This is a genomic window from Exiguobacterium profundum (genome assembly GCF_001909285.1).
Lineage (GTDB): Bacteria > Bacillota > Bacilli > Exiguobacteriales > Exiguobacteriaceae > Exiguobacterium > Exiguobacterium profundum.
This window is the reverse complement of sequence record NZ_MRSV01000001.1, coordinates 1,878,556-1,899,322: the sequence shown is the minus strand read 5'-3', so window position 1 is coordinate 1,899,322 and position 20,767 is coordinate 1,878,556. Positions and strand designations below refer to the sequence as shown.

Here is a 20,767-nt window from a genome sequence, read left to right as displayed (position 1 = left end):
CGGACATCCTTTCACACTTTTGATTGAGAGATTTGCATTCAAAAGGAGATAGAACTATGACGTATATTGCTCGGAAATCAGTTCATCTGATAATCGCATTTTTCATCTTGATTGCGATTAGTGCGCTACCGTCGCTCGTCGTTCAGACGGATTTTAGTCTGACGAATTATTGGAACGGCATTCAACAACAGATGGACCAATTACAGAAACTAGAGGACATTACATATTACAACATCACCGCGCAACGTTACTTGCCACTCTTGCCGGCACTTGGACCGCTCGTCAAAGAATCGGTCATCATTTTTACCACGGCACTCGCGGTATCGACCTCGCTAGGATTAATGTATGCGTACTTCTACTATCGGAGCGGGAGACGCGTTCGTACCGTTTTACACCAAACGAGTCAGACGCTCGAGATGGTACCAGATTTATTCTGGTTAATTTTTTCTCAATTTCTTGCGATTACAATCCATAAATCGACAGGGTTCGATCGCATTGAAGTTGCCGGAGGATTCGCAGAGTATATACGGTTTCTCCCAATCGTCACATTGACGCTGACGACATTATTCTTCTTTATCAAATGGTTGACAATTCATATTCATGAACAAGAAGCCATTCCGTATCTCGAACTCGCACAAGCGAAAGGGATTCGACCGAGTGGACTGTTTTGGAAACACTTATTACCAAATATCATCTATCGGTTTTACCTCTTTTTCCGTTCGAACATCATTACCATCTTATCGACACTTTTGATTGTCGAATACTTATTTAACGTTCAAGGGTTATTTCGATTCGCCGTCTACAACCCGCAGATGGAAATCTTACTGGTTATCTTATTCGTCATCTATATCCCGATTTTTTTATTTGATTTACTGATTGAATGGATTATTCCGAATGCATGGAAAGGAGGGATTTGATGCGCCGAGTATTAATACGTGACCCGATTTTCATCTTCTGCTTTGTTATCGTAGCGGGGCTATTGTTGATGAGTTTTGGAAATACCGTGTTTCGTGATGGGAATGTTGATCAAACCCTCATGCTCTACTCTGATGAAGGGAGACTCATTGGAATACCACCATTAGAACCGTCAAAATATCAATGGCTCGGGACGGACAATGCTGGATATGATTTATTCCAAATGCTCGTGGAAGGATTTAAGTGGACCGTTGGCATCTGTGCGCTCGTCGCATTCGGACGGATGGTCATCGGTCTATTGATTGGCATCCCTCTTGCTTTCAGGGGAGCTCGCTTAAATCAATTCTTTAAAACGCTATTGGACGGCTTTTTGATTCTACCGATATCATTGATCGCATTGATGATGTTGGTAGGAACACTGACCTTCTATGATTCGACACAGGTGCCTCCATTATGGGATCGAGTAAAGATTGAACTAATCGTCTTAGTCGTTCTCGGATTACCTGCCGTCACGTTATATCTCATCACAGAGATTCGACAATTGCTTCAACAAGAGTTCATGATCGTGGCTCAGACGCTTGGTGGCAGTGTCTGGCATCGTGTGAGATTGCACCTTTTCCCGCATCTCGTCCCAACCCTCGTGATCGTCTTCATGCAACAGTTTGTTCAGACGCTCATGTTGCTCATTCATCTCTCACTGTTTGGGATTTTCTTCGGAGGAACGGTCATGTTACATGAAGGGATCATGCCGACCGTTTATGAATGGTCTTCGATGTTCGGGTATTATTTCAGACAGTTCACTGCGATGACATGGATGACGAATCATCTATTTCTCGTCCCGGCCATGTCACTTGCTGCGCTCATCTTTATTTTCAACTTGTTGACGAGCCGTCTCGAGCGAGCATTTAAGCTCAGACGTCAAGAACCGGTGGTGACCGAGGCAAGTCTAGCACAATCGGAAGCGGCAGCTGCTTCCCTTTCGAATCCGTTCACCCTTGTTGATTCGACTGTGTCATTAAGGAAGGAACCGGATGATATCGTATGATATGATCCGGTTTTTCTATGTCGAATGGACTGAACGGTCTTGTTTGAGGGAACGTGTATAACAGATTGAGGTGACAATTCATGAATGGAGTGAATCGATATGAAAGCTGCGATTTGTACCGCGTATGGGCCACCGGAAGTACTCGTCATTCAAGAAGTGCATCAACCGAAGCCGAAAAGCAATGAGTTACTGATTCAAGTCCATGCATCGGCCGTCCACTCGGGAGACCAACGCCTCCGCGCACTAGACGTTCCAGCATTAGGAAAACTACCGATTCGATTAGTTGTTGGGTTTAAGGCGCCACGTCAACCGATTCTCGGTGTCGTGTTGGCAGGTACCGTCGTAGAAACAGGAAACAGTGTGAAAAACTTTCAGGTCGGAGACAACGTCTATGCCCTCACTGGGATGCGTTTTGGTGGTTATGCGGAGTTTGCATGTGTGAACGAATCGAAATGTGTGTTTCAGATGCCCGCGCATGCCAGCTTTATCGAGGCAGCGGCGCTACCATTTGGTGGGACGACTGCATTACATTTTTTACGGAAGGCACGTATCGAGCGAGCGACGAACGTTCTCATTTATGGTGGAGCGGGTGCTGTCGGTTCGACTGCCGTACAGATTGCGAAGCACTACGGCGTTCATGTGACTGCGGTATGCCATGAACGCAACATCGAGCTCGTGAAGCGGCTCGGGGCAGATGTAGTCGTGGACTATTCGAGAGAAGGGTATGACCGTGAATTGGGTACGTATGATGCCGTCTTTGATGCTTCGGGGAAAATTGATAAACGCCTAGCCAAAAAACATGTGGCAGAGAATAGTGCGTTCAGTTCCGTCGCGGGACAGGGACCGGCGAGCGAACGAAAAGAGGATTTGATGTTCTTGAACGAATTATTTGAAGCAGGAGAGCTACAACCAGTCATTGATTCAGTTTATTCGCTAGATGAGATTGTCGAGGCACACCGATACGTCGATCAAGGGACAAAGGTTGGGAATGTGATTGTGAGAATCAAGGAAGAATCAATCAGATGATAGATGGTAGTATAGAGAGAAATATCATATTTTATCGTGAGGTTTGGTCGAGAACCTCACTTACATATGAATGGATTCACCGACTAGACGAATCAATGAGAGCGGGCGAGTAGACATGAATATATTGATTGGACAACCGAAGATGGAACAAGATCTTATGCAACTGAAGGGAGAGATTGAGTCGAACCCTACAGTGGACTTGATTCTCTATCCAGAGGGATATTGTACATATAGAGCATTGGATGAGCTAAGTGATTTAGCGATCCAATTCAACACAACGATTGTTTTAGGGTATCGAGATGACACGAATAGAGACCGGGTCCTCATTGTAAATAAGAATGGCGAGACGTTGTTAACGCGATGGAAAACGCCTGAAAATGTGGGCTTGTTCATGCCATCAAGTGCCACAGATGGAGCAGAAGAATACGGATATTTACTGTGCAGGGAGATTTTTATGGGGGTTGAAGGATTGAAGGGTCATGAGCATCTATCAATCATATTCAATCCAATCGGGGTCGGGATGTTTAGTGAGGAACAATTCACGGAGTGGACGGAAGAAGCGAGAAAAATTGCGATGGAACGAAAAGCGATGATTATCGGAACGAGTCACGCGGATGGATCGTATCGAAATTGTGGAATCTCGATTCCGATCGCATATTGCTTTGATGAAAATGGAGAAGAAGAGTTTTTATCGAAAAATGATACGCGGACGCGAGTGTTAGAAACTGATTCAAGAGTTACGACATTCGTCTAACAAACCGTAATTTCCTGTAAAAAATGAAATACGTGTAAAATGAATGGGTTTATTTCACATACCATTAATTAATCTTAAATCAGAAAGTGAGTACTTATGAGATACCTTTTCAAACGAAAACACAAGAGTGATTGCAACTGCTCGATATGTGGCACGAGTAAAGAACATACAGTGGGCTTTGGATCGATCATGCCAGCATTATTAGAAGGGCTGTCGAAACGGGAGATGAAGAAACGCGTCGTCTTGACAGATGATTATGCGTCCTCGATGAAGCTCATTTCTTTATCAACGGATGCCTCGAAATTCCAATCATTGGAGAAGACGATCCTTTCATCTGGAATGTCTGGGTATCACTCAGTCCGAATAACTTTTTCAAAGTCATCGATTTATGGGATGAACCAACGCGTATTGACCTCGATTCGATGTTCGGCTGGCTATCGACGGAACTTCCTATCTATCCAGATACCATCAATCTAAAGACAAATGTACATATGCGTGCAGTCGGAATACGTCCATTGATTGAACTCGAACCAACGAATCATCCTCTTGCAATGGAGCAACGTAATGGTATCACCAGGTTGCGGGTCGATGATATATTCCGACTCATTGAACGTAATGGATAAAGGAGGAGATCAGGGTGAATCAATTGAAGTCATCTTTGATTTTCGATTTGTACACAGGAAATCAAGTGCTCACTTCGATTCAGCAGAAGATGTTGGAGCGAATCGAGTTACTTGTTCACGACAAACAATTCAAAGAACTTGGATAATTCATGCGCGACACTCCGGACATCGAGCAGCTGTTAATTGACTATGTGCTACTTGATCCGACCGATTCATATCGCTGGGATCTGCTTATTGGTTATGTACGGTTGGATCGGATTGAAGATTATGATCGAGTGAACGCGTTTTGCCGAACAGCTTTTTCATACCATCCAGATAAACCCTTCTATTTTGCCTTGGCGTTATATGATATAGGATGGAATGATTTCGAGATGGATGAGGAAGTCATTGAGGTGGCGAATCGATTGATCGAAGCAGCAACACCTGAAATTTCTGCATTGATTTGTCTAAGCATGTCAAAAGTGCTACGACATAAAGAGCGCGAGTATCTTCAAATGGCAATCGAGCGATGTCCGTGGGCAGTGCAGCCAACCTTTTCTTTAGGTGAGCATTACAGCCGGTTTAATCAGAGATTGGCTAAAACCTATATGGAAAAAAGTGTGGCTCAATTGGTTCTGACTTTTGATGATTCAGGTGAAAAGTCAAAGCCAGTGATTGGTTTCAATCCACACACTTGGCAGAGGGATGTTTGTAACGAGCTGTTAGGGATGGATATGAGTTGGACAGAATATAAAAAGTACAAGCGAATGATCAAATGAAAGAATTAAGAATAGTGATAAGGAATGCGAGGGAAGAAATCATGAGAATCACAGAAACGATACTCTACACGAACCGACTTGACGAAATGAAACGTTTCTATACGGAACGACTTGGATTATCAGTCAGTGAAGAAGACCTGACCAGTTTTCGAATCAATCTAGGTGAAGATGCGTTGGTATTTCAAGAGGCTAAAACGGAGCAAGAGCGACAATACCATTTCGCTATCAATATTCCGGCTAATCGATTCAAAGAAGCGAAAGAATGGCTGATGTCACGTGTCCCGCTTTTAACTGAAGACGGGGAGGACGAAATCTATTTTGAAGGAATCGATGCATCATCGCTTTATTTTTACGATACGGACGAGAATGTCGTCGAGTTGATTGCTCGACATTCGATTAATCCAGAAAGTAACATCGAGTCCTTTTCGTTGAATGAATTTCTTGGAATTGGCGAGATGAGTTTGACTGTGGAAGATCCGCTACATGTCGCACAAGAACTTTCAAACATCGAGATCCACCGCCGAGACGGTAACCCAATCGATGAGCGTCATCTGAACTTTTTAGGCGCACCGAATAGCGAGACATACATTTTATTAGTTCCTCCAGGTCGTGTGTGGCTGTTTTCACCAAAACTGTCGATTCCGAGTCCAATTCAGATGGTACTTGATCAACGATACATCGTCGAAATGGATGAGAAACACGAGATTCATATTCACTCCATCAAAAAATGAGTTCACAATTGAACTCATTTTTTAGTCTTTAGATTCGACATACCGATGAATTTCTTCTAATCGTATGACTGCGTTCTCCAAGTTCACCTCAAACGATTGGTCTGAGCATTCAACAGTGAGCGAATCACCGTTCTGACGTGAATAATCTAGTAGTAGTGGTCTGATTCGTTCATGTACAATTTGTGCATTTTCGATTGAAGTTCGAGGGAAAATCATGGCGAATGTGTCTTGCGCAACCCGATACTTCTTGTCCGTTCGTCGAGTCGCTTCGTGAAGTTCGTCACTAAAATAGTATAAGAACCATTCATATTCGGATGAACCATACTGTTTTTCAAAATGATCGAGAATGGGCAGTGTGATGAATGACACCACGAACGTTTCACCGTGGCGAATCAACCGATCCCGTTCAGCCTCTATATCCATCAAAAAACGATCACGGTTATCAAAACCGGTCTCTGGGTCGACCGCAATTAACTGACTGACTCTCGCTTCCGCAACCTTTAGTGCAAACTGGGCATGAAAAAGCTTGACTTGGAGCCAGTAAGACAACCCCGTCAAAATCGCTAATAGTAATAAAATATATAGTTGCGCAGTAGCGGCAGTCTCATACACAGGCATCGTGATTAAAAAGTAAGCAGCGAATCCTAACAGAATGAGTACACCAGACGCTCGGTGAATGAGCAAAGTTGAAAGATAAAGAATCGGAATACAGATCATCCACCAAACGGGTAGATGATTCAGGATCAGCACAGAGGAAAGTAGAATACTACATGTCAACGATACAACGATGAGTGCGATTAGTTGTATGGACATCGTTGTCCAGTGTCTCATAGGTATCCTCCTCTTAAAAGAAATAAATTGCAATGATAACACTATTATCCATTTTCCGAAATAGTGATTGTTCAAACCGATTTGAACACTTGATTCATTATAAGTGATTCATTCTATTTTAAAAGGCTTATTTTTGAAAAGACGTGAATGTTTGCGAAAACTTCTTTAGAAAAAGAAGTACGAATGATTGGTGTATAATGGAAAAAGAGGTGATAGCATGAATCGAAAACATATATTGCTCGTCGGAGGGACGGGGATGTTGGCAGGACTCGCATCTTATCTGGCAATCGAACATAATGTCACGGTCATTGGACGAAATAAAGAAAAAATGGCAAGCGTCGTACAAAGAAATCCTGAAACGTGTCATCCGCTGATTGTTGATTATTGCGATGAGGAACTACTTTCAATCGCACTACAGAAAGCAGTGCAAAAAAACGGTCCATTTGATCGAGTCATCGCGTGGGTGCACCGAGGCTCAGGGAAAGCGATGCAACTCATTTTGAATCATTCGGAAACTGCAGAGGTGATACATATTTTAGGTAGCCGGGCGAATACGGAATATGAGAAGGCGTGTCTATGTCTCAATGACCAACAGCTGTATCGGCAAGTCCAATTAGGTGAAATGCATGAGTTGGCATCTGTCCGTTGGTTGACACACGACGAGATTGTGAAAGGTGTTCACGATGCTATGCAGAACCAAGACGACTATCGATTGATTGGTACACGAAAGGATGACTTAAATGTTCACTCGAGAAACGATTAGCGAATGGATGGAGAAGCACCATGTATCAAATTTAGATTTGGCAACTATCACTGAAAGAAGGGAGTTGTCCGCATTTCAATTGGGAGACGTCTCTTATGAAGGCAGGATGTTCGCCGCCTGTTCGATTAGTAAATTTGTTACGGTGATTCTCATTTTGAAGCTCGTTGAAGATCAGAAGTTAAATTTAGACTCGGAAATCAATGATTATTTCTCTTCCTTCACGTTGAATGATGAAAATGGGATTCCTTCACAAATCACGATACGACAGCTCATCCAACATGAGGCTGGCATAATCGATTTGCCTGATCAGTTCGGGACGATGGAACAATGTACAGAGATCCCTTCGATGGAAGAGATAATATTGGGTAACACACCTTATTATGAGCGACCGGTGTTTATCCAGTCACAGGAAGTTGGGACGTTCCACTATTCAGATTCAGGTTACTGTTTACTCCAACATGCGATTGAGCAATGCATGTCTAATACAATTGAAAAAATCATGACTGAATACATCTTTGCACCGCTCGATATGAACTCGAGTTCGTATGACTTAGAGACGGTAGAGCAGTATGGCATAGACGGGATTGAGCCAAACGGGTCAGTCGTCTCTCCACAGGCATGTTATTATCCTTACCCTGCAGTGAGTGGACTTTGGACAACGGCTTCCGATTTAGCGACGCTCGTCAACGCAATTACGACAGAAGGTTTCTTGAATAAGGAGTCAAAAAGGGTTTTATTCACACCTTCATCTACAAATGCCGAAGTAGGACATGGTCTATTTGTAAATCCGAAAGAGCCGAGTAAAGGATTTTCATTCGGTTGGGGAATCGGGTTTCAAAGCATACTCGTGATGGAGAAAAATTCTCCAAAAAGTTTCATTTGTTTATCAAATCGGAATGAAGGGGTTCATCAACTCGAAGGATTGATCGGACAGCTACTAAGGACATACACATAACGTATTATAAGGAGGGCTACACGTTGGCTAGACACTATTCAACGGGAGAGGTCGCAAGAAAACTGAACGTGTCTGTGCGTACGCTTCGATACTATGACCAAATCAATTTGGTCACCCCCTCGTATACGAACGATGTACAGAAACGATTTTATAGTGACGACGAAATGTTTCGGCTTCAAAAAATCATGCTTTTAAAATCGATGACCGTCCCGCTCGATGAGATTCGGAGAATCTTAGATGAGGAATCTCTTACAAGCATCTTGTCCGCCCATCTGTCCTCGTTAGAAGAAAAGTTAGAGGAATTGAAGCAGGCCAGAAACCATACTGTCACGCTCCTTCAATCCATGAAGAAAGAAAATGAAAAAATCGATTGGACGAAACTGCAAACTATTCAAGCTAAATCAAATGACCGGAAACAATGGACGGACTATTTTACGGAAGAAGAGTCTGATTCATTGCAATCAAGTTTACCTAAATTAGAAGACGGTGAAAATGATACGAAAAAGTGGATCAACTTGATTCGAAGAACCGAAATTCTAATCGAACGTGGGGTCGCCCCTTCCTCAAAAGAAGCCCAAATTCTTAAAGAAGATTTGACTTGGTTAACAGACGAGACATTTGGAGACAATCAACAATTGATTGAATCATTTTGGAAGATTCGAAAATCAACTGATGCATCGAATGAATTAGGACTGTATCCAATCGATGCATCGATTCTTGCCTATATTGATTCACTATATCAAGAGATAGCAGACTGATTCCCTCATGCCAATGCAGTCAATAGAACGGCTAGCCCATTAAAGGTGCCATGGATGAGCATGCTGGAATAGATAGAGTTGGTCCGTTCATATACCCAAGCGAACACTAGTCCCGATACAAAATTGACGAGTAACGTGTTTGTCGTCGGTAAATGAGCGAGAGTGAATATTCCAGCACTTATGATCATCCCGATCCCAACCCCAAATAGTTCTTGAAAAAAGCGGTATAAGAATCCACGATAAAAGATTTCTTCATAGATCGGTGAAACGATAGCCGCAGATCCAAATGCAATCAGTATGGAGATAATCGACAAGTCACTTTGTAAACTCTCTGTTTTTGTATTCGACGTACCGATACCGAAATATGATTGGACTATGACGATGATGATACTGAGTACAATTAGCACAATTGTCCATAGAAAGATGATGCCCGAATCTTTCAATGGAAAACGGCGAAGTCCTAACGTTTCCAGCGATAGGGTTTGAGGACGTATTGCGACGAGATAGAGGACAGTCATAAATATTATGGCCAACAAAAGACCAATACTTGTTCCTGAATAGAGGGTGTTTCCCCATGACTGTTCTAGAAAGTTGTGTAAGTGTCGCTCGATAAGTAGGGGCGTCACTCCGAATAGAAGAACCATCGTAATTGCGAACTGGTTCCATGTCCAAATGGGAGTTGTTTTCTTTTGCATTTGATTCAACATCGTATTTCCTCCTTATGTGGTTGTAGCCCCATCATATCGGGTGACGTAACGTCACCTGCAAGCAGAAAAATGAAAAAGGAGTATTAAGACTATGAAACAGTGGATTGGATCAGCTGCTTTATGTATCAACGAAGAAAAGAAAGTCTTGTTCGTAAAGAATCGTGACGTACAACAATGGAGTTTACCATCAGGCGGTTTAGAAGACGGAGAAACTCCGGAACAGTGTTGTCGGCGCGAAGTGTTAGAAGAGACGGGCTATCGCATTTCTGTTGATCAACGACTACATATCAAACGAGCCATCATATCAAACTTTCAGGTCGAGACACATTATTTCTTGGAAACGTGTAAGGAGCGGTTGGCGACCGCAACTATCGACTCGGACATCGATGAAGTCAATTGGTGGTCGATTCATGAATTGGAGCGATTGGAACTTGCATTTCCAGAAGATCTTGAGCTAATTAAACGGTGGAGTGTATGATGAAAAATCAATGAAGCGATTCATCGATTAGAACAAGCCGGTCGCATATAAGCGACCGGAAAATATATTAAGATGCTTCTTCAATTTGATTGTAAGTGAAATAGTTCCGTTTCGAACGGTCGCGCATGACGTACATCGTATAACAACCGATGAGGAAGAAGAGAATGGAGAATGCGAGATAGACCGGGCGAATCCCAACTATTTCGGCAAGGAGTCCAATCCCGAACGTGAGTAGGATGACGAGTACTGATTCTCCCACATTGATAACGCCAGAGAACCGACCCATGATTTCGACCGGGACATGGTGCTGATAGAATGATAAAAATCCGGTATTTGCAAAGGCAAGCGCGAATGTCAGGACAAAAAATCCAACTGAGGCCATCATGAATGACGATGAACTTGCGAAAAGAAGATAGCCGACTGGTGTCATGATGCCCCCGAATCCGATACAAAACGATAAGGATAAGAGGTGACTCCATCTTGAATTAATGAGAGACCCTGCAATAATCCCGATTCCAGCAATACTGACGAGAAATCCGTAGCGGCTCTCAGATAAGTGAAGGACTTGGGTCGCGAATGACGCTTCCAACGAGTCGAGTCCAGACATGAAGATGGTCATTACGCAGAACAAGCCATAAATGAGCATCACATATCTGGCATTCGAAGCGAATCGGATGACAACCTTCCAATCGTCAATGATCATCCGCATAGAGAGTGGTTCAACAGGCGCATTCGTTCGAAGGTGAGATGGGAGGAGCATCAGCATACCGACCGATCCAATGAGTGCGAAGGCGTTCACAAAAATCGCAAATGTCGGGCTCCCGACTAGAAAGAGTAGACCCGCAATCGTCGGACCTAAAATGAAACCGGATGACTGTACAAAGTTTTTCATCGCATTGAACTTTTGACGGTTCGAGGCAGGTACGAGTTGCGTCATGTAGACCAGGCTTGATGATTCGAATAATGAACTCATCAGATTCAGGATGAAGACGACTCCATAGATGAACCATAAAGAATCGATCCAGCCCAAGCTGAATACGAGACATGCGCGCAGGACATCCAGCAACATCATCAGTCGTCTCGTATCGACCCGGTCAATCAGGCTACCTGACCAAAGGTTCGCCGTGATTGAAGCGAGTGGGACTAATACATAGAGAATCGAGACGGCGAATGGAGATCCCGTCATCTCGAGGACAATCAGGTTGAGCGCGATAAAGTATACCCAAGCACCGAGATTTGAGATTCCGACACTGACGAGCAGTAGCGTAGAGGTTTTTTGAAACGAGTTCAAGTCAATCACTCCTTCTATTTTTTAATCACTTTCGGAACGCAAAAAAATCCCACCTCCAAGAACGAAGTCTTGGGGACGAGATTCTCATCGTGGTGCCACCCCTGTTCGTCCGCACGTCACCGTACGAACCTTGTTTGGTACTGCCGAACGAGTCGGACTATACCTCAACTCTATAACGGGAGTGCCCGTCGCCATATCCCTCGGGGTGAGTTCCATGGCGCTGCTCGGAGTCTTGTTTCGATCCATCTTCTTTACCCTTTTTCACCGGCGGGGCTCTCTACGAAAGATTCATGGATTTACTCTTCTCTTCATCGCGTTTATCAGATCATTTTTTTAAGGATAGCACATTGTGCAAATATTGGAAACGTTTTTGGTAGATAGATGTATATCCCCTTCAAGATACTAAACTATGATTGTGATCTAGGACGCTTTCTTCAATTCTAAAGGTTGGCACTTATCCAGTTCTTTCAAGATTGAACGATAGAAGAAGATTGCCAATATTCCAAAGCAAATATAAGTGATGGCCATCCAACCGGGTGACACGACATTATAAGCCGAAACGCTGATTGCTCCAATGAGAAGCGCACCTCTGTAGCGGAGACCGTTCACGGCCAAGTATTGACTGCGCAGATGGTCTTCTATGAGTCGAGCTAACATGGCTTGATGAATGGGGACATATAGCAGCTCTCCGAACGTGAAACAAGCCGTAGCGAGAAATAGCATTGAAAAATCATTTGAAACCGGTAAGATGGCGAATCCAAGACTGAATAGTGTGACACCCGTGTAAAGTAGCGCACGTTCAGAGATTGATTGGGTCCAACGCATCAAAACTAGACCGAGCAGTAACACGAGAATCGTATTCTCCGCTCGAAGCAGTCCGAGAACACTCGTCCCATCTAGTGAGAAATGGAATAACGGGACAACTTGTAACGTCTCAGCAAAGTGAATCGCGAGATAATGCGTAAGCTGCAACTCTAACGACAACGTCAAAATACCTGCGATAAGGTAAAACAAAAAAAGTCGGTTCTTTATGACCGTTTCATATCCTGTCCACATACGAGTGGTCTTCCGTGATTTTGTTCGTACAGGTTGATAGTGGTCTTCGAGTTTCAAGTAAATGAAGAAGACACATCCGAATGAGAGGAAGGCTGTCGATACTAACAGTGATAAGAGATACTGCTCAAAGAAAAAGCCGCCGATTAGGCTACCGATGACGATGGACCCATTCATGATCCAGTAACTGAGTGTGTATAAATATTTTCGTTGCTCCGGTCGGCTATCGTCGATTAGGATGGCTTCGTTTGCTGGCGTGATGGCACTACTCAAAAGATGACTTAAAAAGAAGAAGATAAATAATAAGGTGGCACTGTCAATTACATGAGAACCTGCGATTGCCATTCCGATATAACATGCGAAACGTAGTATTTCTCCGATGAAGAGAATTCGTTTTCTTCCGTAACGATCGGACAGTTGGCCTCCAAAGAGACTTGTGATGAATGAGGCAATCATCGTCAAGACAATGAGCGGTCCGGTCTCCGTCGCACCGAACTGGCGAACGAAATAAATCGTCAAAAAAGGAAATACGGCGGTTTGAGTCAGCTTTTGAAAGAAGTTCAAGCCAAGTCTAACTTTTAGGTTAGGATGAAGCGATTGAAACATGTGAATCACCATCTTTTCATAAGGTCAGTGAAGTGGCCACTTGACTGTTATGAACAGTATGCGTGATTTGAAGTGAATCATCGTGCACTATATTGCTCGATTTTTGCGCAATAATCTGGAGGGGTATATGGAACAATTACTTACACTGCCTGACGTCGCCATACGTTACGTCTCTTCTGGTGGGGATTGGACGACAGAAAGAGAAAAGAGCAAAGAAGACATCGTCTGGGTGCTCGTGTTGGAAGGGAAAATTGGGATTGAGGTGGATGCATTCGAATATCGTCTCCAAGACAGCGAATCGATTGTGGTTCAACCGAATCAGTCCTATCGACTATTCGCTGATTCAACTGAAACAACTTATGTGAGTTTTCGGTTTATTGCGAGTCTATTGAACGGGTTTGAAAACAGGGTCAATCCAATGTTTCCTTCCATAGCGGTCATGTCGATAAGAAGACTGTTAGGGGAGTGGTCAAGTCGAGGATTTTTAGAGATTGATCTTACAGATGATGTGATGACGTTCATTCAGAGTCACCTCATCCACACTTTTTTAGATGCTGAAGACTTATTTGTACCGGTTTTACGTGTCATTCATGATTCTTATCATACAGAGCTTCGCATTGAGGAATTAAGTCGAATCGTCCATCAAAGTAAGTATCAGTTCATACGGAACTTTCGAGAGCGAATCGGTCAGACGCCGTATCAATACATCACGAGACAACGCCTGATTCATGCGAAGTCGCTCCTTCGCTATTCGGATCTTACACTACTCGCAATCAGCCAAGAAGTCGGATTCAATAGTTCGGCTCAACTGAACAAGCATTTCACGGAATGGGTAGGATGCACCCCGGCTCGATTCCGTGAGAATAAAGGGCATCAGCTCAAACGTGATTAGAGAGCTTCAATCGATCTTGAATTTGGTAGGGGAGGGCGTTGAACGGTCCCTCCAAGCGTTGCACCGCATTCACATGATAAAACGTGCTCGTCTCCTTCATATTCATCATCTGATCACCCAAATCGTATAGGAAAACGTGTTTATTCATCCCGATAGCAATCCCGAGTTCAACATGTGCGCCTTTACCTCCAGGCAATAGGATGACGACAAAGTCCGCTGATTGAATTCCAGAAACCTCATCTTCGCCAATCGAGCGTAATGCATCAATTGATGTGGCGCGTTCGTTTTGAGTCCAATCATATGTATGGGTGTGACCGAGCGCAATCAGCTCATTACGCATGAACCGTATTTCTTCGATATTTGAAAAGCTTGAACCGACATAAAATCGCATGTGAAAACCTCCAATTCGTTATAGATGATTCATCTGGTAAAGAGCCACAACATAAAATAAAATGATCAACAAGCAGCAAAGTACAAGGAAAGAAATCACAATCATTAGGACGAATATCATCAAAGTAAGTGGAACGTATGATTGAATCAAGCGTGTGGTAAAAATCGACGAGAGGACGAGTAAAATGATTGTGCCGATGAATCCAATCGTGCCACTTGTCACGCTTAGAACGTACCAAAAATAAGTGATTGTAAAGATGATGAGGATTAAAGCTATCATTAAATCTTTACGTTTTTTATTTATTTAATCCCTCTCGTTGATGTTCCAACTTCGACCTTACCTGTTCGGCATCCTCTGCATCAAACGTGCTGTACCACCTCACATGGTTGAGATCGATGATCCGATAATGTCCGCTGATGATATTTTGTTGAAGGGTGTAATGTGGACCTGACTCGATTGCATGCCAAAAGACGCGTCCGCCGAGTGTTTTTTCTTTCGGCTCATAAGTGTTCTCGGTCGCAATCAGTTTGACGAATTCGACGGGGTCGTCACCAATCAAGTGTATGAGAATCTCACTTTCGTTAAATAAGGCGCATAGCGTCACAATCGTCGACCAACTCGCTTCATTCCGCTCCTTCTCGATTTGGATGAGCGTTTTTTTTGAAATACCGAGTAAGTTCGCCATCTCTTCCTGTGAATACTGAGATTCGATACGAATCAATTTCATTTTTCGAGAGACTTGTTCAATAAATTCGGATTTTTTCATAATCGGTTCTTCCTTCCTGTTTGTTCGACTCAGAGCATCGCCGAGCTTATGAAAATCAGTAACCATGAGATTCCGAGAAACACGGTGAATAAAAAGAGACAGACGATGACATAACAGCAAATGTATTGCCAATAGGACAACCGTTTTGATTGATAATAATGGTATGTAAAACTGAATGTCGCAATCCCAATCACTAAGAAAGCGACCATATCCCAGATGATTCCGACTTTCAAAAATGATGGGGTAAGAAATGAAGCGACGAGTGCAAGCGCGACGGTCACGATCCCAGTAGAGATGGCAGCGGATGGTGTTGAAGTGTTTTCCAACAGATCACCTCCTAGTATATTACAAGTGTAATTTTACACTTAAAGTAGTCGATGTCAATTCCCGAATAAAAAAATCCTCCCGAAGAAGGATTTTTTCACGTGTCATCTTTATTCGTTAAATAGGTAGTGAGCGGATAAACACCAATACTCTGTAAGACAAGAGAGAGGAGGATGACGGCAAACGCGAGAGAAATCATTTCGCTCGATCCGTCAATGTTCTCTGCCTCTAGCCAGAGGACGAGGGCAATCGACATTGTTCCTTTAATCCCGGACCAAGTAAGGAGAGAAGTCGCTGTCAAATCGTCTTTAAATTCCTTTCGCCATACAGGGACGGAATAGACGAGACCGCCGACAACGATGAACCGGGTCAGGATGGAAAGGAAGAATAATAGGGCTGCGAACGTCCAGAGCGATATAGACAGGTAGCTGGTCGCTTCGATTCCAATCAACAAGAACAAGAGAGCGAGTAGCATGGGAATCACAATATCCCAAAATCCATCCAAGTGACGCTGGACCGATTCATAATTTTCTTTCATGCCAAGCTCATGGGAGAGCATCATGCCTGCTGTCACGGTCGCAAGGACACCCGATACTTCCAGCGCGTCGGCAAGATAGAAAGCCCCGTACGCGATGACGATCGTCAACATGACGAGTTCATGCTTTTTAAAACTGACAATCATCAATTTTTTAAGTACAAATCCAAAGACGAAGCCGATCCCGATTCCTCCAGCAGACACTATCAAAAATTCACTTAAAAAGCTAAGCGTGGAGAACCGCTCTCCCGTTGCGAACATACTAAGAAAAATCGTGAAGATGACGACACTCGTCCCGTCGTTCACCATCGATTCACCTTCGACGACGTCCGCAATCCGCTTCTCTCCTTTACTCCGATTTAAAATCGCGGTCACAGAAACAGGGTCGGTCGGAATCAAGATGGACGCCAATAAGAAAGAGGCGGTCAAACTGAGTGGTGTAAACAACTCACTGATCCAAAACGTGCCATATCCCATCAAGATGGCAGTCAAGACAAGACCGACCGTACTCAATATCGTGATGATCCCGATATTGTCTTTCAAATCTTTGTATTTGAACTGATAAGCCGATGTAAACAGAAGTGCCGGTAGGAACACCTCGAAGATCATATCTTTTGAAATGAAAAAAGAATCAAAAAAAGCGATATATGAGAGCGCTATTCCGATCAATACCAAGATGACCGGAACAGGGAAATAATTTCGTTTGGAATCAATCAAATAAATGAAATAGCCAATCAGTAGTAATGTGATGATTTGCTGCGCAATCATGACGACGTCCTCCTCTACAATCAACATGCTATACATTATCTTCCCATTCGCGGTCAAATCAAACGAAAAATGTGGAATATAGGTGGTAGTACATGTCATTTATTCAGGGAGGAATCAATATGGGAAACCCGATTGGTGATTTGTCGTGGACGTTTTATTCAGAGTGTGAGGTGCCAAGTAACATCACGGAGTCATTCATCGATGGGGAGCGGGCCGTCGCTGCCTACAAGACGGTACGTGACGTCGCCGTCTTCACGAACAAACGCCTGATTGTCCGTGACGCTCAAGGGCTCACGGGGAAGAAGATTGAAGTCTACTCGCTTCCGTACGACTCGATTAATATGTACTCGACGGAGAATGCGGGAGGAATGTTCGACTTGAACTCAGAAGTCCAACTGTTCACTCGTGCCGGTACAATTAAGATAAAACTAAACAAAAAAGTGGATGTACGTAAGTTCGACAGATTACTCGCAGAAGCAATTTTGTAAAACAGCGGACCGAGAGTTCTCGGTCTTTTCGTTTGGATTTTTCTGACAATCTCTTATCATACATGATACGATCATACATAATATGTGATGGAGGTTACGATGCGATTTACAACCCGATTATTGATGATGATGCTCGGCAGTTTGGTGTTGGTGACTGGATTTATCTATCTGGCTCGTTTATTTTGGGAATGGTTTCACGACCCGACAAAAGGTGGAATCGTGCTTCTCTTGTCTGGAGAGGACGGAACCAGCAGTGATGAATATGGAGGGAAGTTTCGTTTGAAAGATGATAAGGATTTTCAATTCTTGAAGAATGATTTTTTAGTCTATACGTTCGAAACAGGAGGGACAGTAACCGAGTCGGGAAATTCATACTGGTTATGGTTCCTTATTGGGGGTTTGATTGTTCTCCTGATTTTGACGCTCGGCTTGCTACGGAAAAGAAAGCGTGTCGTCTCGACCATTGATTTCTCGAGTGGCACCGTAAAACGAAGAAGGCGTAAGGCTAAAGCAAATAGATTTGTGGAATCCAAAGAGGTTCAATGGACCGATAATGCGATTCGGAATGCGCTCATCCAGTTCAATCTGGACTTGCCGATTGCCTCAAGACATCAACCGAATGAGACGGTGTTAGATTGGTTCAAGCGAATCGGTGTGGACGAGTTGGAGCTTTCGCCTTATTGGAAATCGAGATATATAGACGAAGTGGTGAGTGATGAAGAATCTAGACAGTTTCGAGAGGCATTACATTCCAAGCGATCGGAAGACGGTAAGGGGTGATTGTGTATGAACGATGAAATAGAGATGATTGATTCCGATACGCGGAAGCCGATGGGTTCCGCTCGTTTGGTCAAGTCCAATCATCAATTCTACATCCATTGGAATGGGTTGACTATAGCCTTCAAACGGCATGAATATGTGGCAGGTATTCGAATCATTGACGAGAATCACTTGTTCATTTGGGCGTTTACGTTAGAAGGAGAACCAATCAATGCGTGGGTGTTAGATGCAGACGGAGACATCAAACATTCATTTCACGCAGGTAACGCGATTGCAGTAGTCGTTATAAATGAAACGGGAATCTGGATCGGGTATGGGGACGAGGGTATCTTTGGAGAAGGGGTCTCGACCGAGGCACTCGTCTGCTTATCAACAGAGGGAGCCGTACGTTTTCGCTATAATCAAGAGATCAGAAAGGCCCCGGTCCTTCATGATTGTGACGTGATGTGTGCATCAGAGAAGGGGGTGTGGGTCATCTCTTCAATCGACGGTCGTCTCGTTCATGTCCAAGTGGACGGACGGATTGACTCTTATCCGATGCCACGTCATCTCCTTGACTGTCCCTCGTTGACTATTGAAAACGGTGTAGCCTATGTCGGAAATGAGGAAAAGATTTATCGTTGGCCGTTTAAAGAGAGGAGACGTGCCGAAGTCTTTCAGAATGAAACCAATAATAAGAGAGTATATTAGCTTGCGATATATTTCAAATACCGTATTTTTAATCATATATAGACAGGGATGAACTAAGTGATCGTACCAATCAATACTAGTATGCAAGAAGATATTCGCAATTTTTTTTTTAAACATTGGGGTTCAACTCAAATGGTCGTTTCTTCGGGAACATACGATTGTGCAGAGCTCGAAGGATTTGTCTACATGAATACAAATCAAATTCACGGTCTTGTTACGTATGTTATTCGGGATGAAGAAGTAGAAATCATATCTCTTGATAGTCTGATAGAGAATAGTGGGATCGGCTCTCACTTACTCCATGCTGTTGAAGAAATTGGTATGCAGAACGGAGTTAAGCAATTAATCGTCATCACAACCAATGATAATTTGAGAGCGCTTGGCTTTTATCAACGTCGTGGCTATCGTCTAGAACGAATCATTCATGATGCGGTGACGCGGGCAAGAAAACTGAAAGCGACAATCCCACATGTCGGATATGATAAGATTCCTTTATTGGATGAAATTTTACTCATCAAAAAACTGAAAGAACAGAAATGAGGAATTCACATGATCCGTTTCGGCATCATCGGTACAAACTTCATCACAGACTGGTTTATTGAAACAATCAATCAGTTGGATGACGTAGAAGTGACAGCACTTTACTCGCGCACGGAATCACGTGTTAAAAAATACGCAGAAAATCACTCCATTTTACATACGTTCACGTCACTTGAAGAGATGGCGAAGAGTGATGTCATCGATGCCATCTATATTGCGAGCCCGAATTCACTTCACGCCGAACAGAGCATCTTGTTCATGCAGCATGGGAAGCAAGTCCTCTGTGAAAAACCACTCGCCTCGAACGTCCAGGAAGTCACCCGCATGATTGAAGTCGCGAAGGAGAACGAGGTCGTCTTACTTGAGGCATTACGAAACTTGTACATGCCGAACCTCGAACGGATACAAGAGGCGATGAAGCAAATCGCGCCGGTGCGTCGGGCCGTCTTCAATAAATCACAGTATTCTTCACGGTACGACCTCTATAAACAAGGGGAGAACCCGAATACGTTCAATCCTGCTTTCTCGAACGGTTCGTTGATGGACCTTGGTGTGTATCTTCTTGGTCCTGCTTTAAAACTGTTCGGTCAACCTAATGAGATCCAGGCGAGCGGTGTGAAGCTGGAATCGGGAGTGGACGGGAGCGGAACGGTCATTCTCTCTTATGACGATTTGGATGTCATCATCATGCATTCAAAGATTCATGCGACATCGACGCCTTCAGAGATCATTGGGGAAAAGGGACGCATCATCATCGACGATATCGCGACGTGCGATGAAGTCCGTCTAGAGTTGCGAGATGGCACGTCAGAAATCGTATCAGAATCACAGAATGCTCCGATGTCCTATGAGATCGAAGCGTTCGTTCGTGCGATCGAAGCTAGTGCTTCGGAAACAGTTGTACATTCAGCAAATGACATGATTCGTCTTGCTGATGTGATGACGAACGTTCGAACACAGCTTGGCGTGGTCTATCCAGCAGACAAATAAATACAAACGTGAACTACTCGCCACTTATTTGCTTCACAAATTGAAGGGGGAGCTTCTTGGGAAGACCGTGCTCTTACCAGCCACGGTTGTTTACCAAGCTCGTCGGGCAGTCCCTGCCCTGAATGGTTGTCAGTCGGCCAACATCAATAGGTTGAGGCTCGCGTTGATGTCACGGTCATGGTACTCACCACAATGAGTACACGTCCATTCACGAACATCCATCGTCTTCTTCTCGCCTTTTACTCCGCAAGTGGAACAGATCTGCGTCGATGCGTACCAGGGGTCTGCCTTGATGAGCGTCCGTCCGTA

The 20,767-nt window shown here is 43.8% G+C and carries 27 protein-coding genes and 1 other annotated feature; of the genes, 18 read left to right on the top strand and 9 right to left on the bottom strand.

The window, feature by feature from the left end:
* Nucleotides 1-56: 56 nt before the first annotated feature.
* The 8 genes from BBB58_RS09850 (at nucleotide 57) to BBB58_RS09820 (ending at nucleotide 5,852) form a co-directional block, all read left to right on the top strand.
* Nucleotides 57-917: an ABC transporter permease subunit gene (locus BBB58_RS09850; RefSeq protein WP_074037057.1), complete on the top strand. Its 861-nt coding sequence runs from the start codon at nucleotides 57-59 to the stop codon at nucleotides 915-917.
* Nucleotides 917-1,960, top strand: a complete 1,044-nt coding sequence (locus BBB58_RS09845) for an ABC transporter permease (RefSeq protein ID WP_074037056.1) — start codon at nucleotides 917-919, stop codon at nucleotides 1,958-1,960. Before BBB58_RS09850 ends, BBB58_RS09845 begins: the two co-directional genes overlap by 1 nt.
* Nucleotides 1,961-2,059: 99 nt before the next feature.
* Nucleotides 2,060-2,986 (top strand): NAD(P)-dependent alcohol dehydrogenase, encoded by a 927-nt coding sequence (locus tag BBB58_RS09840; RefSeq protein ID WP_074037055.1) that lies wholly within the window; start codon nucleotides 2,060-2,062, stop codon nucleotides 2,984-2,986.
* 115 nt (nucleotides 2,987-3,101) lie between these two features.
* Nucleotides 3,102-3,740, top strand: a complete 639-nt coding sequence (locus tag BBB58_RS09835; RefSeq protein ID WP_074037054.1) for a hypothetical protein — start codon at nucleotides 3,102-3,104, stop codon at nucleotides 3,738-3,740.
* A gap of 284 nt (nucleotides 3,741-4,024) precedes the next feature.
* Complete coding sequence (locus tag BBB58_RS09830) at nucleotides 4,025-4,363, top strand: DUF2199 domain-containing protein (protein WP_338082752.1); 339 nt, start codon at nucleotides 4,025-4,027, stop codon at nucleotides 4,361-4,363.
* A gap of 14 nt (nucleotides 4,364-4,377) precedes the next feature.
* Nucleotides 4,378-4,509, top strand: a complete 132-nt coding sequence (locus tag BBB58_RS15585; protein ID WP_276327303.1) for a hypothetical protein — start codon at nucleotides 4,378-4,380, stop codon at nucleotides 4,507-4,509.
* A gap of 3 nt (nucleotides 4,510-4,512) precedes the next feature.
* Complete coding sequence (locus BBB58_RS09825; RefSeq protein WP_074037053.1) at nucleotides 4,513-5,121, top strand: hypothetical protein; 609 nt, start codon at nucleotides 4,513-4,515, stop codon at nucleotides 5,119-5,121.
* Between the two features lie 41 nt (nucleotides 5,122-5,162).
* A complete protein-coding gene (locus tag BBB58_RS09820) occupies nucleotides 5,163-5,852 on the top strand; it encodes a toxoflavin lyase-like VOC family protein (RefSeq protein WP_074037052.1) in 690 nt (229 codons plus the stop codon).
* A gap of 21 nt (nucleotides 5,853-5,873) precedes the next feature.
* On the opposite strand, the gene BBB58_RS09815 is transcribed toward BBB58_RS09820, so the two are convergent.
* Nucleotides 5,874-6,683: a GGDEF domain-containing protein gene (locus BBB58_RS09815; protein WP_074037051.1), complete on the bottom strand. Its 810-nt coding sequence runs from the start codon at nucleotides 6,681-6,683 to the stop codon at nucleotides 5,874-5,876.
* A 217-nt stretch (nucleotides 6,684-6,900) separates the two neighbouring features.
* Between BBB58_RS09815 and BBB58_RS09810 the strand changes: the two genes are divergently transcribed.
* The 3 genes from BBB58_RS09810 to BBB58_RS09800 are packed head-to-tail and all read left to right on the top strand — an operon-like array spanning nucleotide 6,901 to nucleotide 9,159.
* A complete protein-coding gene (locus BBB58_RS09810; protein ID WP_074037050.1) occupies nucleotides 6,901-7,446 on the top strand; it encodes a Rossmann-fold NAD(P)-binding domain-containing protein in 546 nt (181 codons plus the stop codon).
* Nucleotides 7,424-8,401, top strand: a complete 978-nt coding sequence (locus BBB58_RS09805; RefSeq protein WP_084543082.1) for a serine hydrolase domain-containing protein — start codon at nucleotides 7,424-7,426, stop codon at nucleotides 8,399-8,401. Before BBB58_RS09810 ends, BBB58_RS09805 begins: the two co-directional genes overlap by 23 nt.
* A 23-nt stretch (nucleotides 8,402-8,424) precedes the next feature.
* Nucleotides 8,425-9,159: a MerR family transcriptional regulator gene (locus tag BBB58_RS09800; RefSeq protein WP_074037048.1), complete on the top strand. Its 735-nt coding sequence runs from the start codon at nucleotides 8,425-8,427 to the stop codon at nucleotides 9,157-9,159.
* A gap of 5 nt (nucleotides 9,160-9,164) precedes the next feature.
* Here BBB58_RS09800 and BBB58_RS09795 read toward each other — a convergent pair whose 3' ends face one another.
* Entirely contained in the window at nucleotides 9,165-9,866 is a 702-nt protein-coding gene (locus tag BBB58_RS09795; protein WP_084543080.1) for a CPBP family intramembrane glutamic endopeptidase, read from the bottom strand.
* A 91-nt stretch (nucleotides 9,867-9,957) separates the two neighbouring features.
* On the opposite strand from BBB58_RS09795, the gene BBB58_RS09790 reads away from it, so the two are divergent.
* On the top strand, nucleotides 9,958-10,344 hold the full coding sequence (locus tag BBB58_RS09790) for an NUDIX hydrolase (protein WP_074037047.1): 387 nt from the start codon (nucleotides 9,958-9,960) through the stop codon (nucleotides 10,342-10,344).
* A gap of 67 nt (nucleotides 10,345-10,411) precedes the next feature.
* Here BBB58_RS09790 and BBB58_RS09785 read toward each other — a convergent pair whose 3' ends face one another.
* The gene (locus BBB58_RS09785) at nucleotides 10,412-11,644 is read right to left on the bottom strand and encodes an MFS transporter (protein ID WP_244150727.1); all 1,233 of its coding nucleotides are present in this window, start codon (nucleotides 11,642-11,644) and stop codon (nucleotides 10,412-10,414) included.
* 59 nt (nucleotides 11,645-11,703) lie between these two features.
* Nucleotides 11,704-11,956, bottom strand: a binding site (T-box leader).
* Between the two features lie 99 nt (nucleotides 11,957-12,055).
* Nucleotides 12,056-13,294, bottom strand: a complete 1,239-nt coding sequence (locus tag BBB58_RS09780; RefSeq protein WP_074037045.1) for an MFS transporter — start codon at nucleotides 13,292-13,294, stop codon at nucleotides 12,056-12,058.
* 127 nt (nucleotides 13,295-13,421) lie between these two features.
* On the opposite strand from BBB58_RS09780, the gene BBB58_RS09775 reads away from it, so the two are divergent.
* On the top strand, nucleotides 13,422-14,186 hold the full coding sequence (locus BBB58_RS09775) for an AraC family transcriptional regulator (RefSeq protein ID WP_074037044.1): 765 nt from the start codon (nucleotides 13,422-13,424) through the stop codon (nucleotides 14,184-14,186).
* Here the strand turns inward: BBB58_RS09775 and BBB58_RS09770 are convergent.
* The 4 genes from BBB58_RS09770 to BBB58_RS09755 form a co-directional block, all read right to left on the bottom strand.
* A complete protein-coding gene (locus BBB58_RS09770) occupies nucleotides 14,173-14,577 on the bottom strand; it encodes a nucleoside 2-deoxyribosyltransferase (RefSeq protein ID WP_074037043.1) in 405 nt (134 codons plus the stop codon). The two genes, BBB58_RS09775 and BBB58_RS09770, sit on opposite strands and share 14 nt — an antisense overlap.
* A gap of 295 nt (nucleotides 14,578-14,872) precedes the next feature.
* Nucleotides 14,873-15,343 carry a helix-turn-helix transcriptional regulator gene (locus BBB58_RS09765; RefSeq protein WP_074037042.1) on the bottom strand — a complete coding sequence of 157 codons (471 nt, stop codon included), beginning with the start codon at nucleotides 15,341-15,343 and terminating at the stop codon, nucleotides 14,873-14,875.
* 29 nt (nucleotides 15,344-15,372) lie between these two features.
* A complete protein-coding gene (locus tag BBB58_RS09760) occupies nucleotides 15,373-15,669 on the bottom strand; it encodes a hypothetical protein (protein WP_074037041.1) in 297 nt (98 codons plus the stop codon).
* A 95-nt stretch (nucleotides 15,670-15,764) separates the two neighbouring features.
* Nucleotides 15,765-16,970 (bottom strand): cation:proton antiporter, encoded by a 1,206-nt coding sequence (locus tag BBB58_RS09755; protein WP_074037040.1) that lies wholly within the window; start codon nucleotides 16,968-16,970, stop codon nucleotides 15,765-15,767.
* Between the two features lie 119 nt (nucleotides 16,971-17,089).
* On the opposite strand from BBB58_RS09755, the gene BBB58_RS09750 reads away from it, so the two are divergent.
* The 5 genes from BBB58_RS09750 to BBB58_RS09730 all read left to right on the top strand — a co-directional run bounded on the left by BBB58_RS09750 (nucleotide 17,090) and on the right by BBB58_RS09730 (nucleotide 20,458).
* The gene (locus BBB58_RS09750; protein WP_074037039.1) at nucleotides 17,090-17,458 is read left to right on the top strand and encodes a PH domain-containing protein; all 369 of its coding nucleotides are present in this window, start codon (nucleotides 17,090-17,092) and stop codon (nucleotides 17,456-17,458) included.
* A 99-nt stretch (nucleotides 17,459-17,557) separates the two neighbouring features.
* The gene (locus BBB58_RS09745; RefSeq protein WP_074037038.1) at nucleotides 17,558-18,238 is read left to right on the top strand and encodes a hypothetical protein; all 681 of its coding nucleotides are present in this window, start codon (nucleotides 17,558-17,560) and stop codon (nucleotides 18,236-18,238) included.
* A 6-nt stretch (nucleotides 18,239-18,244) separates the two neighbouring features.
* Nucleotides 18,245-18,928 (top strand): hypothetical protein, encoded by a 684-nt coding sequence (locus BBB58_RS09740; protein WP_074037037.1) that lies wholly within the window; start codon nucleotides 18,245-18,247, stop codon nucleotides 18,926-18,928.
* Between the two features lie 81 nt (nucleotides 18,929-19,009).
* On the top strand, nucleotides 19,010-19,468 hold the full coding sequence (locus BBB58_RS09735) for a GNAT family N-acetyltransferase (protein ID WP_074037036.1): 459 nt from the start codon (nucleotides 19,010-19,012) through the stop codon (nucleotides 19,466-19,468).
* 9 nt (nucleotides 19,469-19,477) lie between these two features.
* The gene (locus BBB58_RS09730) at nucleotides 19,478-20,458 is read left to right on the top strand and encodes a Gfo/Idh/MocA family protein (protein WP_074037035.1); all 981 of its coding nucleotides are present in this window, start codon (nucleotides 19,478-19,480) and stop codon (nucleotides 20,456-20,458) included.
* A gap of 129 nt (nucleotides 20,459-20,587) precedes the next feature.
* Here the strand turns inward: BBB58_RS09730 and BBB58_RS15460 are convergent.
* Nucleotides 20,588-20,767, bottom strand: a 180-nt coding sequence (locus BBB58_RS15460; RefSeq protein ID WP_244150726.1) for a zinc ribbon domain-containing protein, incomplete at its 5' end; no start/stop codon positions are given.